At 73.9% G+C, this 14555-nt stretch carries 13 protein-coding genes; 8 read left to right on the forward strand and 5 right to left on the reverse strand.

The genetic code is table 11. The features are described from left to right. Positions 1-23 precede the first annotated feature (23 nt). Entirely contained in the window at positions 24-1355 is a 1332-nt protein-coding gene (locus tag G3I78_RS16900) for a hypothetical protein (protein ID WP_203615013.1), read from the forward strand. Between the two features lie 60 nt (positions 1356-1415). On the opposite strand, the gene G3I78_RS16905 is transcribed toward G3I78_RS16900, so the two are convergent. Both G3I78_RS16905 and G3I78_RS16910 read right to left on the reverse strand, forming a co-directional pair. Beyond that, on the reverse strand, positions 1416-2759 hold the full coding sequence (locus tag G3I78_RS16905; protein WP_164425149.1) for a PH domain-containing protein: 1344 nt from the start codon (positions 2757-2759) through the stop codon (positions 1416-1418). Next, positions 2756-3259, reverse strand: a complete 504-nt coding sequence (locus tag G3I78_RS16910; protein WP_164425151.1) for a PH domain-containing protein — start codon at positions 3257-3259, stop codon at positions 2756-2758. The genes G3I78_RS16905 and G3I78_RS16910 overlap by 4 nt, the downstream gene beginning before the upstream one ends. A 31-nt stretch (positions 3260-3290) precedes the next feature. Between G3I78_RS16910 and G3I78_RS16915 the strand changes: the two genes are divergently transcribed. Next, a complete protein-coding gene (locus G3I78_RS16915) occupies positions 3291-4442 on the forward strand; it encodes an NADH-quinone oxidoreductase subunit D (RefSeq protein WP_164425153.1) in 1152 nt (383 codons plus the stop codon). On the opposite strand, the gene G3I78_RS16920 is transcribed toward G3I78_RS16915, so the two are convergent. Continuing rightward, entirely contained in the window at positions 4407-5489 is a 1083-nt protein-coding gene (locus G3I78_RS16920; protein ID WP_164425155.1) for an SAM-dependent methyltransferase, read from the reverse strand. The two genes, G3I78_RS16915 and G3I78_RS16920, sit on opposite strands and share 36 nt — an antisense overlap. Before the next feature lie 118 nt (positions 5490-5607). Between G3I78_RS16920 and G3I78_RS16925 the strand changes: the two genes are divergently transcribed. From G3I78_RS16925 to G3I78_RS16935, 3 genes are all read left to right on the forward strand, one after another. Further along, a complete protein-coding gene (locus G3I78_RS16925; protein WP_164425157.1) occupies positions 5608-6810 on the forward strand; it encodes a sensor histidine kinase in 1203 nt (400 codons plus the stop codon). Positions 6811-6892: 82 nt separating this feature from the next. Beyond that, the gene (locus G3I78_RS16930) at positions 6893-7567 is read left to right on the forward strand and encodes a response regulator transcription factor (RefSeq protein WP_164425159.1); all 675 of its coding nucleotides are present in this window, start codon (positions 6893-6895) and stop codon (positions 7565-7567) included. 55 nt (positions 7568-7622) lie between these two features. Next, positions 7623-8255, forward strand: coding sequence for an AAA family ATPase (locus G3I78_RS16935; RefSeq protein WP_164425161.1), 633 nt, complete (start codon positions 7623-7625; stop codon positions 8253-8255). 98 nt (positions 8256-8353) lie between these two features. Here the strand turns inward: G3I78_RS16935 and G3I78_RS16940 are convergent, their stop codons facing one another. Together G3I78_RS16940 and G3I78_RS16945 are read right to left on the reverse strand one after the other, a co-directional pair. Continuing rightward, a complete protein-coding gene (locus G3I78_RS16940; protein WP_164425163.1) occupies positions 8354-9457 on the reverse strand; it encodes a DUF5937 family protein in 1104 nt (367 codons plus the stop codon). A gap of 83 nt (positions 9458-9540) precedes the next feature. Next, a complete protein-coding gene (locus G3I78_RS16945; protein WP_164425165.1) occupies positions 9541-10731 on the reverse strand; it encodes a beta-eliminating lyase-related protein in 1191 nt (396 codons plus the stop codon). Positions 10732-10905: 174 nt separating this feature from the next. Between G3I78_RS16945 and G3I78_RS16950 the strand changes: the two genes are divergently transcribed. The 3 genes from G3I78_RS16950 to G3I78_RS16960 are packed head-to-tail and all read left to right on the forward strand — an operon-like array spanning position 10906 to position 14554. Then, positions 10906-11853: a DUF2520 domain-containing protein gene (locus G3I78_RS16950; protein ID WP_164425167.1), complete on the forward strand. Its 948-nt coding sequence runs from the start codon at positions 10906-10908 to the stop codon at positions 11851-11853. Then, entirely contained in the window at positions 11850-12842 is a 993-nt protein-coding gene (panC, locus tag G3I78_RS16955; protein WP_164425169.1) for a pantoate--beta-alanine ligase, read from the forward strand. The genes G3I78_RS16950 and panC overlap by 4 nt, the downstream gene beginning before the upstream one ends. Further along, positions 12839-14554, forward strand: a complete 1716-nt coding sequence (locus tag G3I78_RS16960; RefSeq protein ID WP_164425171.1) for an L-aspartate oxidase — start codon at positions 12839-12841, stop codon at positions 14552-14554. The genes panC and G3I78_RS16960 overlap by 4 nt, the downstream gene beginning before the upstream one ends. Position 14555 lies beyond the last annotated feature (1 nt).

Consider the following 14555-nt stretch of genomic DNA (forward strand, 5'->3'; position numbering starts at 1 on the left):
CTACGCGCGGTAAGTTTCTGGCCATGCCACGTGGACGTCACCGCCATTCCCCGCCCTTGCACAGGCTGCTGCCTCCTTCGGCGATCGCCGGCGTCTCCCTCGTCTGCGCCTTCGGCCCCTGGTTGTTCTCGCAGACCGCCGTGCTGCGCGTCATAGCCGCGTTCGCCGCGGCGGTCGCGGTGGTCGGGGCGGCCGTCATGCGCCGCTGGGACGCACAGGCGGGCAAGCAGGTCGCCGATCTCACGCGTGCGCGTGCGAGCGACGAGTGGCGGCACGAGGAGCGGGCCGCCGAACTCGAGACCGACCTCGAGGAGTCGCGCGAGCTGCGCGCCAAGCTGGAGCAGCGGCTGCGCGCCAAGCGCGCCGAACTGGCGGGCCTGCGCAACGAACACGCGGCGCTGCTGCGGCGGTACGCCACGGCGGAGACCGAGCGGGCGAGCGCCCTTGAGGGCCGCCGGCTGCTGGAGATAGAGGCGACCGCGGAGCCGTCCCGGGCGTTGCCGGCTGCGGAGGCGGTCGGGGCGGACGAGGAGACCGCGACCGGGACTGCCGGGGCGTCGGAGGGCTCGGAGGCTTCGGAGGAGACGCCGGAGCGGCCCGCGATCTTCTCCCCGGAGGGGTCCCGGCTGTTCCTGCGGGCCAGCGCGGCGCTCAAGCGGCTGGACGAGGGCGGTGCCGGGGCGGCCGAGTCCGAGGCCGAGGCCGACGCCGAGTCCGAGGACGCTGAAGTGGACGCGGCTCAGGACCCGGCGAACGACGGCGGGCCCGAGGCCGGTCCGAAGGCCAAGGCGGACGCGAAGGTCAAGCCGGACGCGAAGACCAAGCCGGACTCGACGGTCAAGCCGGACTCGACGGTCAAGGTGAAGGCCGAGGTCAAGCCCCGTCCGGTGACCGCCGGTTCGGGTGCGGCGGACGCCGCCGGCACCGAGGCGGAGGCCGCGCAGGAGGACGAGGCGCGGGGGAAGCCCGAGGCGGTCGACGGGCATGAGCACGCGGCCGCCGCCACCTCGGTCAGAGCCGACCGGCCCACGCAGCAGCCCGCGGGGCACTTCATCGCCCCGACCGCGGTGGCGGTCGTGCCCGCCGCTCCCGCCCGGCGCCCCCGGGTCGAGGGCGGGTTCGACTTCTTCGGCACCAAGGCGGGCACCTCGCGCGACGCCCTGGAGGCCGTGCAGAACGAGGACCTCGCCGACGTGGTCGGCCAGGAGGCCCTCGCCCTGCACAAGGCCGAGTCGGAGGCGGAGTTCAAGCCGGCCGACGAGGAGTCCCGGGGCATCGGCCAGGTCATCGACCTGACGGCGCACGACGAGACGGAGCAGATCGACCTCCAGGGACTGCGCAGCGCGGTCTCCTGACGGGACGTACGGACGTTCACGGCACGGACGCTCACGCCACGGACGCTCGCAGGGGCGCGGTCAGACCATCCACCGGTCGGGCCGCGCCCCTTTCCGTCCCGTCCGAGACCGCTCCGCCTGCGCCCCGAGCAGCTCCGCGGCCTCCTGAGCGTCCCTCAGCCGGGCCGTGACGGTCTTGTTGGCCCCCGTGTCCACATGGACGTCGGCGACCCGCCACAGCCGCTTCCAGGGCCCCTGGGAGAGCCGTACGCTCTGGACCTTCGCGTGCGGGACGAGCGCCAGGCTCCGGCGCAGCAGTCCCTGGCGGGCCGCGAACACCGCGTCGGTCACGGCGAGTCCGTAACCGCGCCACCACAGGGGCACGCACCGGCCGGCCCGCCGCGGGGGCCGGGACAGCGCCGAGGGCGGCGGCACGGTGACGCCGGGCAGCACGCGCGCGACGACCGCCTCGGCGACCTCGCGCGGGGCGACCGGTACGAGCACCGAGTTGGACGAGCCGGCCACGTCCAGCTCGACCCGCACCCAGCCGCGCCGCCGCCACAGCAGCGGCTCGACGATCCGCACGGTCTGCACCCGCCCCGGCGGCACCGTCTCGTGGGTGCGGTCCAGGAGCCCGTGGTCGATGCGCAGCCCGTCCGGGGACTCGCCCACCGTCCAGTCGTACTCGGTGACGAACCGCCCCACGCTGCTCGCCCCCGCCGCGCCGAGCAGCGGCACGGCGGTCGCGAGGACCGTCCACGCGCTGTGGGTGGCCAGCCACAGCAGGGTCGGTACGACGAGGGCGGCGACCAGCGTGACCCAGGTGGCGCCCGTCAGCACCAGGGAGAGCGCGAGATCGCGCGGAGGCGTGCGCAGCAGCTCGCGCGCCGGGGCCTCGCCGACCTCGTGCGCGGTCTCGGGCGCGAACCCGGCGGCGCGCGCGAGGAGTTCCGCGCGCAGCGCCCGTGCCTCGCGCTCCCCGAGGAAGGCCAGCTCGTCCTTCTTGTCGGTGCCGACGACGTCCAGACGGAGCTTGGCGACGCCCGCCACGCGCGCGAGGAGCGGCTGTGTCACGTCGATCGCCTGGATGCGCTCCAGCCGGATGTGCGCGGTGCGCCGGAACAACAGCCCGGTCCGGATGCGCAGTTCGGTGTCGGTCACCGCGAAGTGGGTGAACCACCAGGTGAGAAAGCCGTACAGGGCGGCCGCCGGGACGATGACGGCGAGCGCGATCAGCAGGGTGGTGGTCGTCAGCCGGGTCAGCTGGCGCTGCGCCTGGTCCGGGTCGTGCACGGCCCACCCGATGACGACGGCCACCGGCGCCCACGCCCGCCTGAGCGGCGTTATGGGATGCAGCCGCCGCTCGGTGACGGGCGCCTTCTCCCGCTTCTCCTGTACGGCGTCGTCGACGCCCGGCGTCGTCACAGGCCCGCCGATCGGGCCTCGCCGAGTTCGGTGAGCCGGTCGCGCAGCCGCTCCGCCTCGGCCGGGTCGAGGCCCGGGATGGTCGCGTCGGTCGCCGCGGCTGCCGTGTGCAGCTGCACGCTGGACAGCCCGAAGTGCCGCTCCACGGGCCCGGAGGTGACCTCCACCAGCTGCATGCGGCCGTACGGCACGACGGTCTCCTCGCGCCACAGCACGCCCCGGCTGATCAGCAGGTCGTCGGCGCGCTCGGCGTAGCGCCAGGAGCGCCAGTTGCGGCCGATGAGCACCCAGCCCCAGCCCATGAGGGCGAGCGGCAGCACCGCGAAGGCCGCCCAGGCCGGTCCGCACAGCAGCCCGAGCAGCAGGCCCAGGCCCACGGCGAGCAGTCCGAGCCACACCACCAGCAGCAGCCGCCGCATCCGCAGCAGCCCCGGCGGCAGCCCGGTCCACACCGGTTCGGCCCCTGCGGTCTCTGTCTCCTGCCCGCTCCCCGTCTCCATAGGGCCAGCGTACGTAGGAGAGACTGTGTCCATGACTCCCACGACGGAGACCACGGTCGGCATCGGCGGTGCCGCGGAGAGCACCGACATGGTGCTCAACATCGGACCGCAGCACCCGTCCACGCACGGGGTGCTGCGCCTGAAGCTGGTCCTGGACGGCGAGCGCATCGTGAGCGCCGAGCCGGTGATCGGCTACATGCACCGGGGCGCGGAGAAGCTCTTCGAGGCGCGCGACTACCGCCAGATCATCATGCTCGCCAACCGCCACGACTGGCTGTCGGCGTTCTCCAACGAGCTGGGCGTGGTCCTCGCCGTGGAGCGCATGCTCGGCATGGAGGTCCCCACGCGCGCGGTGTGGACGCGCACGCTGCTCGCCGAGCTGAACCGGGTGCTGAACCACCTGATGTTCCTCGGGTCGTACCCGCTGGAGCTCGGCGGCATCACCCCGGTCTTCTACGCCTTCCGGGAGCGGGAGGTCCTCCAGAACGTCATGGAGGAGGTCTCCGGCGGCCGGATGCACTACATGTTCAACCGGGTCGGCGGCCTCAAGGAGGACCTCCCGGCCGGCTGGACCACGCGTGCGCGTACCGCCGTCTCCGCGGTGCGCTCGCGCATGGACCGCTTCGACGACCTGGTGCTCGGCAACGAGATCTTCCGGGGGCGCACCCGGGACGTCGGCGTCCTCGCGCCCGGGACCGTGCACGCGTACGGCGTGAGCGGGCCCATCGCGCGCGGTTCCGGCGTCGACTTCGACCTGCGCCGCGACGAGCCCTACCTCGCCTACGGCGAACTCCAGGACACGCTGAGGGTGGTGACCCGCCAGGAGGGCGACTGCCTCGCCCGCTTCGAGGTCCTCCTGGAGCAGACCCACAACGCCCTCGACCTCGCCGACGCCTGTCTCGACCGGCTCGCGGACCTGGAGCCCGGGCCGATCAACCAGCGGCTCCCGAAGGTCCTGAAGGCGCCCGAGGGGCACACGTACGCGTGGACCGAGAACCCGCTCGGCATCAACGGCTACTACCTCGTCAGCAAGGGCGAGAAGACCCCGTACCGGCTGAAGCTGCGCTCGGCGTCGTACAACAACATCCAGGCGCTGGTCGAGCTGCTGCCGGGGACGCTGGTGGCCGACATGGTGGCGATCCTCGGGTCACTGTTCTTCGTGGTCGGGGACATCGACAAGTAGGGCGTCGACAAGCAGGGCGTCGGTGAGCGGCCCGTCGGCGAGCGGCCCGTCGACGCCGACGGGCTGGATGAGCCAGCCGAAGTCGCCGAGCCCGCCCGGCGCGGTCAGCTCGGCCGCCTCACCGGCGCGCGCGAGGGCGCGTACGTACTCGGCGGGTTGTGTGGACGCGAGCGCGAGCGGGGGTCGTGCGCCCGCGATTCCCAGGGCGCGCAGGGCATCGCGCTGGGTCAGCACGCGCCCTCCGGACAGCCCCTGCGCGACGGCGCACGCGTCCAGCGCCACATGGGCCGTGAGATCGCACGACCCGTCCGGCACCGGCGCCGTCTCCCGCCCCTCCCGGAAGCCGGTCAGCGTCCCGAAGAGGGGGCGCGCGTCCCTGGTGTGCGCGTAGTCGACGGCGACCGCGAGACCCCGCTCGACCGTCGCCACGGCCGCCGCCCACGCCTCGTCCCGGGGCAGGCCGATCTCGGCCCGCAGTCCCTCCTCGGCCGGCAGCGGCCACCACCGGCCCAGCCACTCGGCCTCCGCGCCGGTCACCGGTTCCCCGGGACGCTCGCGGCCGTCCCGTCGTACGAGAACCCGGCGCGGCACGCCCGAGGGGTCCGTCTCGGCGACCTCGACGGGGACGTTGTCCAGCCACTCGTTGGCGAACAGCAGCCCGGTGACGCCCGTCGGGGGCTCGGGCAGCCACTCGATCCGGTGAGCGAGGTCAGCGGGGCGGTCGGCGATCTCGACGGCGTGCACGCGGGTGCGTGCGGCCACCTCGGCGGGCAGGGCCGCGAGGACTCCGGTGGCCAGCTCGCCGCGCCCCGCGGCCATGTCCACGAAGTCGAGCCGCGCGGGACGGCCCAGCGCCTCGTCGACCCGGCACAGCAGCCGGGCCACGGCCGCCGCGAAGAGCGGCGAGGCGTGCACGGACGTACGGAAGTGTCCGACGGGGCCCTCCGGCCTGCGGTAGAAGCCCTCCGGCCCGTACAGGGCGGCCTCCGCCGCGGCCCGCCAGCCCGTCCACTCGCCCCTCGGCCCGTCCGCCGTCCCATCGGTCACGCGGTCAGGCTAAGCGCACAGAGGAACGGAACCTCCACCTTGGGGAGTACGCGCGGGCGGTACGGATCGGCCCTCCGGTTGACCCCTGCACACATCACGCTTCCCTACGCTGGGTTACGTGCAGCGCCTCTACGACTTCCTCCGCAGGCACCCGACAGGTGTCGACGCCTTCTGGGCCGTCTTCCTGTTCGGGGTCTCGCTCGCGAGCGAATCCGCCCGGCAGGAGTCCCGGGGCACCGAGTCCCCGCTGGTGATCGTTCCGGTCATCCTGTTGTTGTGCCTGGTCATCGCGTTGCGGCGGCGGTTGCCGGAGGAGATGCTGCTGCTGGCCATCGGGCTCGGGGTGGTGCAGCTCGCGCTGGACATGGAGACCACCAGTGCCGACTTCGCCTTCCTGGTGATCGTCTACACCGTGGCCGCGACGGGCGCCCGCTGGGCCTCCAGACTGGCGCTGACCGTCGGTCTGTGCGCGGCTCCGGTGGCGCAGATGAGGTGGTGGAACGAGAACACCAACGGCCTCGGCAACGTCGCCCTCATGATCTTCCAGACCGTGCCCTTCGCCCTGGCCTGGGTGCTCGGCGACTCGATCCGCACCCGGCGCGCCTACTTCGCGCAGCTGGAGGAGCGCAACGCCCGACTGGAGAAGGAGCGCGAGGCGCAGGCCAAGGTCGCCGTCGCCGCCGAGCGCGCCCGGATCGCCCGCGAGCTGCACGACGTCGTCGCGCACAACGTCTCCGTGATGGTCGTCCAGGCCGACGGCGCCGCCTATGTGCTCGACGCGGCGCCCGACCAGGCCAAGAAGGCCCTGGAGACCATCTCCTCCACCGGTCGCCAGGCCCTCGCCGAGATGCGCCGCCTGCTGGGCGTGCTGCGCACCGGCGAGCACCAGGAGGGCGGCGAGTACGTCCCGCAGCCGGACGTCGAGCAGATCGAGGACCTGGTCGAGCAGTGCCGCGGCTCCGGGCTCCCCGTCGACTTCAAGGTCGAGGGCACCCCGCGCCCGCTGCCCAGCGGCGTCGAGCTGACGGCGTACCGCATCGTGCAGGAGGCGCTCACCAACACCCGCAAGCACGGCGGGCCGAACGCGGGCGCGAGCGTGCGCCTGGTCTACTTCGACGACGGGCTCGGCCTGCTCGTCGAGGACGACGGCAAGGGCGCCCCGCACGAGCTGTACGAGGAGGGCGGCGCCGACGGCGCGGGCCACGGACTGATCGGCATGCGCGAGCGGGTCGGCATGGTCGGCGGCACCCTGGACGCGGGCCCCCGCCCCGGCGGAGGATTCCGCATCAGTGCTCTGCTGCCGCTCAAACCAGCGCATTGACGCCGACGCACGCCCCCTGTTGACACCTGTCACGCCCCCTGATCACTACGCCTGACGACCCCGAGGAAACGGAAGAGACCCGATGACGATCCGCGTGATGCTCGTCGACGACCAGGTGCTGCTGCGCACCGGGTTCCGGATGGTGCTCGCCGCCCAGCCGGACATGGAGGTCGTCGCGGAGGCGGGGGACGGCGTGGAGGCCCTCCAGGTGCTGCGCGCGACAGAGGTCGACGTGGTGCTGATGGACGTCCGCATGCCCAAGCTCGACGGCGTGGAGACCACCCGGCGGATCTGCGCCGACCCGAACCCGCCGAAGGTGCTGATCCTGACCACCTTCGACCTCGACGAGTACGCCTTCTCCGGGCTGAAGGCGGGCGCCTCCGGCTTCATGCTCAAGGACGTGCCGCCCGGCGAGCTGCTCGCCGCGATCCGCTCCGTGCACAGCGGTGACGCCGTCGTCGCCCCCTCCACGACCCGTCGGCTGCTCGACCGGTTCGCGCCGATGCTGCCCAGCACCGGCAAGGAGCCCCAGCACAAGGAGCTGGAGCGGCTCACCGACCGTGAGCGCGAGGTCATGGTGCTGGTCGCCCAGGGGCTGTCCAACGGAGAGATCGCGGCCCGGCTCGTGCTGTCCGAGGCGACCGTGAAGACCCATGTGGGCCGCATCCTGACCAAGCTGGGCCTCAGGGACCGGGTGCAGGTGGTGGTCCTCGCCTACGAGACCGGGCTGGTGCGCGCGGGAGGCGGGCAGGGCTGAGCCCGGGCACGGGCCGTGTGACGTGCGCGTAACCCCTTCCCACTAGGGTCTGCGCATGCTCCTGTGGATCAACGGCCCTTTCGGGGGCGGCAAGACACAGACCGCCTACGAACTCGGGCGCCGCCTGCCCGGCAGCGTGGTCTGCGACCCCGAGCACGCCGGATTCGGGCTGCGCCGCATGATGCCGCCCGCGCTGCGCGGGAACTTCCAGGACCTGACGGCCTGGCGGCAGGGTGTCGTCGAGGTCCTGGACCTCGCCCTCACCCGGCAGGACGGTGTGGTGATCGTGCCCATGACGGTCACGGACTCCGGCTACTTCGCGGAGACCGTGGGCCGGCTTCGGGAACTCGGCCATGACGTACGGCACTTCACCCTCCTCGCCGAGCGCGAGACCGTGCTGCGGCGGCTTCGGGAGCGCGGCTTCGGGCACCTCCTCCAGTACGTGACCGGGAAGAACTCCGGCCTGGGCAGGGAGACCTGGGCGGTGGCGCAGCTCGACCACTGCCTGGAGCGGCTGCGCGAGGACGAGTTCGCCGAGCATCTGTGGACCGACCACTCCACCGTGCCGAAGACCGCCGACCGGATCGCCGTCCTGGCCGGACTGACGCTCAGGCCGAACGACGAGGGCGCGATGCGGACCCGGCTGCGGCAGATACGGATCGGGGTGCGGCACATTCGGTTCGACTGAGCCGGTGTCGGGGCTGGGGCGGGGGTTGGGGCGGGCGTGGAGCTGGTGCCGGTGCTGGTGCTGGTGCTGGAGCCGTGGCCCTCGCCGAGCGCGCCGGCTCAGCGCAGGATGCCCTCCAGGAAGTCGCTGCCGAGCCGGGCCAGGACCGCCAGGTCCAGCTGGTGCTGGACGTACCGGCCGCGCCGGCGTGTGGTGATCAGGTCCGCCTTCTTCAGGACGCTCAGGTGCCGGGATATCTCCGGTGCCGTCATGCCGAGCGCCTGCGCAAGCTCGCTCGTGGTGTAGGAGCTGCGGGCCAGATAGCGGGCCAGCCGCATCCGCACCGGGTGGGACAGGGCGGTCATCCGCAGGGCGAGCTGCTCGACGGAGGGCGGTGCGGCGAGCTCGGGGGAGCCGACCGGGTAGTGCAGGGTCGGCTGCCAGCCCGGCCGGTACAGGACGGACAGGTGGGGCCAGCCGAAGCTGGTGGGGATCAGCAGGAGGGCGCCGTCCCTCGTGGCCGTACGGCCCACGCTCAGCTTGTCGACCGTGATCCGCGTGCCCGACTCGTCCAGCGTGACCGCCGGGGACACCGCGGCCAGCGCCTCGGCCAGGCCCTTGTGGCGCAGGAGGTCGGCCTTGTGGCGGGCGTCCGCGGTGAGCTGGTGGCGCAGCCGGGACCAGGCCTCCGCGAAGAACGCCTCGTCGCAGTCGCGCAGGAACTGCCGCAGCCAGGCGCGGATTCTCGGCGGGTCCGTCAGCACCAGCTCGCTGAAGCGCGCCTGCCGAGGTCCCCGCGCGGCGGCCAGCTCCAGCGCGCGGCGGCGCTGCGCGGGGTCGGCGAGGGTGCCGGGTCCCTCGCCGTAGGACGGCATCGGGCAGCTGAACTCCAGCGCCGCGTCCACGAACTGCTCGTCCGTCAGCTTGTCCAGCAGGTCCAGCTCCTCGGCGAGCGTGGCCCCGGGCAGGGCGCCGCCCGGGATGCCCGCGTACGGCAGGAACAGGTCCGAGAACGTCGTCCGCCACAGGAAGTCCGCGTCGCACATCCGGTCGGCCAGATGCGGGTCGAGCCGGGCCGTGACACCGGTCACCCAGCCCTGGAGCCCCGGATGATGTCCCGGTTCGGACAGCGCGTGCAGCGCCATGCCGAGCTCGGCCAGGGGAGAGGGCACGACGGCCACCCTCTCCGGCCGCAGCCCCGCGATGTCGATCAGCACGCTCATGTCCTCATGGTGCACCCCGGCACTGACAACGCGGCCCCCGATTGACGGCACCCGTCAATCGAGGGCCCCGGCCCAGGCTCTGATCAGCCGGACAGGCCCTGCCCGGTCGCGTCCTTCAGCCGTACGACGAAGTCGGCGACGGCCGCCTTCACGTCCTCGGCCGTCCACTCCAGGCCGGCGGCGCGCACGGGCACCTCGGTGACGGCCAGGCCGGGCCCGCCGCGGTCCCACGGGACGGCGAACAGGAACGTCCCCGTCTCCTCCGCCTGCCGCACCGCCGTCTCCATCAGCACCTCGGCGTCGTACGGCAGCCAGACCTGGAACTCGTGGGTGTGCGGCTCCTCGGGGTGCACGCGCGCCCACGCCAGGCCCGCCTCGGCGAACCCCTCGCGCAGCGCGGCGGCGACCACGCGCGCGTGGCGGACGTACTCCGGCAGCCGGGGCAGCTCCCGCTCCAGGCCGATCAGGGCCGACAGCGCGGTGGGGAACTGCTGGAAGACCATGCCGCCGTACCGGTGCCGCCAGGTCTTCGCCTCGTCCACCAGGGTCCTGGGGCCGGCGAGCGCGGCGCCGCCGAAGCCGTCGAGGGACTTGTAGAACGACACGTAGACGCTGTCCGCGAGGGCCGCGATCTCGTTCAGCGGGCGGCCGAAGTGGAGGGTCGTCTCCCACAGGCGCGCGCCGTCGAAGTGCACCACCGCGTCGCGCTCGCGCGCCGCCTCCACGACCTCGGTGAGTTCCTCCCAGGTGGGCAGCACGAAACCGGCGTCCCTGAGGGGCAGTTCCAGCATCAGCGCACCGAAGGGCTCGTCGAAGTCGCGGATCTCGGCGGCGGTGGGCAGCCGCGGCTCGCCCGTCACCCGGAGCGTGCGCAATCCGCTGACCTGGCTGAACGCGCCGCGCTCCCACAGCTCGGGGTGGGCCAGCGCGTGCAGGGCGACCGTGGGGCTGCCGGTGCGGCCCGCCCAGCAGCGCAGGGCCACCTGCTGGGCCATCGTGCCGGTCGGGAAGAACGCGGCGGCCTCGGTGCCCAGCAGCCCGGCGACGCGCTCCTCCAGGGCGGCCACCACGCCGTCGCCGTACATGTCCGTCGGCTCGTCCAGGTCGTACACCTCGGGCGCCGCCTCCGCGAGGGCCGCGAGGCGTTCCCGGATCGTGCCGCTGAATCCGCCGCGGGACAGGGTGCGCCGCGCCTCCCGCAGGGCGGTCCGCCGCCGCTCGCGCAACCGCTCCCGTGCCGACAGCTCTTCGCCCTGCTCCGCCGTATCGCTCATGCCCCGGATCATCCCCCGCGCCACTCGCCGCGGGCACCCGGATTTCGCCGCGCCGGCGGTCCCCGGCCGCCCACAGCCTGTGGACAACCGGACGCCTCCGGAACCGATCGCGTTAACATGACGAGAAATCGTCCGGTACCCAGATGCGGACTGGAACGGGAAGGCCGCCGTCGCGTGAGTACAGCCCCACAGCAAGACACCAAGGACCGCCCCGCGCGGCTCACCGTCGGCGTGGTCGGCGCCGGCCGGGTGGGCCCCGCGCTCGCCGCGTCCCTCCAGCTCGCCGGGCACCGTCCGGTGGCCGTCTCCGGGGTCTCCGAGGCCTCCCGGCGGCGGGCCGCGCTGCTGCTCCCCGACGTCCCGCTCGTCAGCCCCGCGGACGTCCTCCAGAGCGCCGACCTGGTGCTCCTGACCGTCCCCGACGACACCCTGCCCGGCCTGGTCGAGGGCCTCGCCGAGACCGGGGCCGTGCGGCCGGGGCAGCTGCTCGTGCACACCTCCGGGCGGTACGGCGCCCGGGTGCTGGACCCCGCCCTGCGCGCGGGCGCGCTGCCGCTGGCCCTGCACCCCGCGATGACCTTCACCGGCACCCCCGTGGACGTCCAGCGCCTCGCGGGCTGCTCCTTCGGCGTCACCGCCCCCGAAGAGCTGCGGCTGGCCGCCGAGGCCCTCGTCATCGAGATGGGCGGCGAGCCCGAGTGGATCGACGAGGAGAAGCGCCCGCTGTACCACGCGGCCCTCGCCCTCGGCGCGAACCACCTGGTCACCCTGGTCGCCCAGGCCATGGAGCTGCTGCGCTCGGCCGGCGTCGAGGCCCCCGACCGGATGCTCGGCCCGCTGCTGGGCGCCGCCCTCGACAACGCCCTGCGCTCCGGCGACGCGGCCCTCACCGGCCCGGTCGCGCGCGGGGACGCGGGCACGGTCGCCGCGCACGTCACGGAGTTGCGCAAGCACGCCCCGCAGACCGTCTCCGGCTATCTGGCGATGGCCCGCGCGACCGCCGACCGCGCGCTCGCCCACGGCCTGCTGAAGCCGGAGCTCGCGGAGGACCTCCTCGGGGTACTCGCCACCGGGACCAACGGCTCCGACGGCAACCACAGCTCCGAGGGAGATGCCCGATGAGTGCCACGCTCCTGCGCACCGCCGACGAACTGCGCGCACGCACGCGTGCGGGCCGCCGGGCCGTCGTGATGACCATGGGCGCCCTCCACGACGGCCACGCCACCCTCGTCCGCACCGCGCGCGAGATCGCCGGACCGGACGGCGAGGTCGTCGTCACCGTCTTCGTGAACCCCCTCCAGTTCGGCGCGGGCGAGGACCTCGACCGCTATCCGCGCACCCTGGAGGCCGACCTCAAGATCGCCGAGGACGCCGGCGCGGACGTCGTCTTCGCGCCCTCCGTCGACGAGGTCTACCCGGGCGGCGAACCCCAGGTGCGCGTCAGCGCGGGCCCGATGGGGGAGCGGCTGGAGGGTGCCGTGCGCCCCGGCCACTTCGACGGCATGCTCACCGTCGTCGCCAAGCTGCTCCACCTCACCCGCCCCGACATCGCCCTCTACGGCCAGAAGGACGCCCAGCAGCTCGCGCTGATCCGCCGCATGGTGCGCGACCTGAACTTCGGCGTCGAGATCGTCGGCGTGCCCACCGTCCGTGAGGACGACGGCCTGGCCATGTCCAGCCGCAACCGCTACCTCAAGCCGCAGGAGCGGCGCACCGCGCTCGCGCTGTCCCGCGCGCTCTTCGCGGGCCGGGACCGCCACGCGGCCCAGGAGGCGCTGCGCGCGCGGGCCCGTGAAGTGCCCGCCACGCACGCGCGTGCCGAGGCCCTCAGCGCCCTCGGCGAGTCCCGCGCCGCCGCCGACACCCACGCGGTCGCCAAAGCGTCCCCGGGCGGCCCCACCCCCGTCCGCGCGGCGGCCCGGCTGATGCTGGACGACGCCGCCCGCCAGGACCCGCCGCTCGCCCTGGACTACCTCGCGCTCGTCGACCCGTCCGACTTCACGGAGATCGACGACGACTTCACCGGCGAGGCCGTCCTCGCCGTCGCCGCCCGGGTGGGGACGACCCGGCTGATCGACAACATCCCCCTGACCTTCGGAGCCGCCTCGTGACCAGCACAGGCATACGTCTGCACGCGCCCGCGCCCGGCTGGGCCATCGCCGCGGACGTCGTCGTCGTCGGCTCCGGCGTCGCCGGCCTCACCGCGGCCCTGCGCTGCGAGGCCGAGGGCCTCAGGACCGTCGTCGTCACCAAGGCCCGCCTGGACGACGGCTCCACCCGCTGGGCCCAGGGCGGCATCGCGGCGGCCCTCACCGAGGGCGACACCCCCGAACAGCACCTGGACGACACCCTGGTCGCGGGCGTCGGCCTGTGCGACGAGGAGGCCGTCCGGATCCTCGTCACCGAGGGCCCCGACGCCGTACGACGGCTCATCGCGACCGGCGCGCACTTCGACGAGTCCGAGGCGGGCGACCTGGAGCTCACCCGCGAGGGCGGCCACCACCGCCGCCGGATCGCCCACGCGGGCGGCGACGCCACCGGCGCGGAGATCTCCCGGGCGCTCGTCGAGGCCGTACGCGCGCGTGGCCTGCGCACGATCGAGAACGCCCTCGTGCTCGACCTGCTGACCGACGCCGAGGGCCGCACGGCGGGCGTCACCCTGCACGTCATGGGCGAGGGCCAGCACGACGGCGTGGGCGCCGTGCACGCCCCCGCGGTGGTCCTCGCGACCGGCGGCATGGGCCAGGTGTTCTCCGCGACCACCAACCCGTCCGTGTCGACCGGCGACGGCGTGGCGCTCGCCCTGCGCGCCGGCGCCGAGGTCTCCGACCTGGAGTTCGTGCAGTTCCACCCCACCGTGCTGTTCCTCGGCCCGGACGCCGAGGGCCAGCAGCCACTGGTCTCCGAGGCCGTGCGCGGCGAGGGCGCCCACCTGGTCGACGCCGACGGCGTGCGCTTCATGGTCGGGCAGCACGAACTGGCCGAGCTGGCGCCCCGGGACATCGTCGCCAAGGGCATCACGCGGCGCATGCAGGAGCGGGACGCCGAGCACATGTTCCTCGACGCCCGGCACTTCGGCGCCGACATGTGGGAGCACCGCTTCCCGACGATCCTGGCCGCCTGCCGCGCCCACGGCATCGACCCGGTCACCGAGCCCGTCCCGATCGCGCCCGCCGCCCACTACGCCTCCGGCGGCGTGCGCACCGACTCCCAGGGCCGTACGACCGTCCCGGGCCTGTACGCGTGCGGCGAGGTCGCCTGCACCGGCGTGCACGGCGCGAACCGGCTCGCCTCCAACTCCCTCCTGGAGGGCCTGGTCTACGCCGAGCGGATCGTGGCCGACATCGCGGCGGTCCAGAAGGCGAACGGCCTCCACGCGCGCGTGCCGGTCCCCGTCGAGCACCCCGAGACGCCCGCCCACCCGCTGCTCGCCCCCGAGGCCCGGTTCGCGATCCAGCGCACCATGACCCGCGGCGCGGGCGTGCTGCGCTCGGCCGCCTCCCTGTCCGGCGCCGCCGACGCCCTGCACAAGCTGCACGCCGACGCCCGCGACGCCCTCGCCGAGAACGGCAAGACCGCCGAGCCCGGCGTCGACACCTGGGAGGCCACCAACCTCCTGTGCGTGGCCCGCGTCCTGGTCGCCGCCGCCCTCCAGCGCGAGGAGACCCGGGGCTGCCACTGGCGCGAGGACGAGCCCGACCGGGACGACTCGGCGTGGCGCCGCCACATCGTCGTACGGCTGAATCCCGACCGGACCCTCGCCGTACACACCACCGATACCGCAGACTTCCCCCCGACCCGGCAGCCCCTTCAGGAGCAGTGAC

The sequence above is a fragment of the Streptomyces sp. SID13726 genome, assembly GCF_010548375.1.
GTDB lineage: Bacteria > Actinomycetota > Actinomycetes > Streptomycetales > Streptomycetaceae > Streptomyces.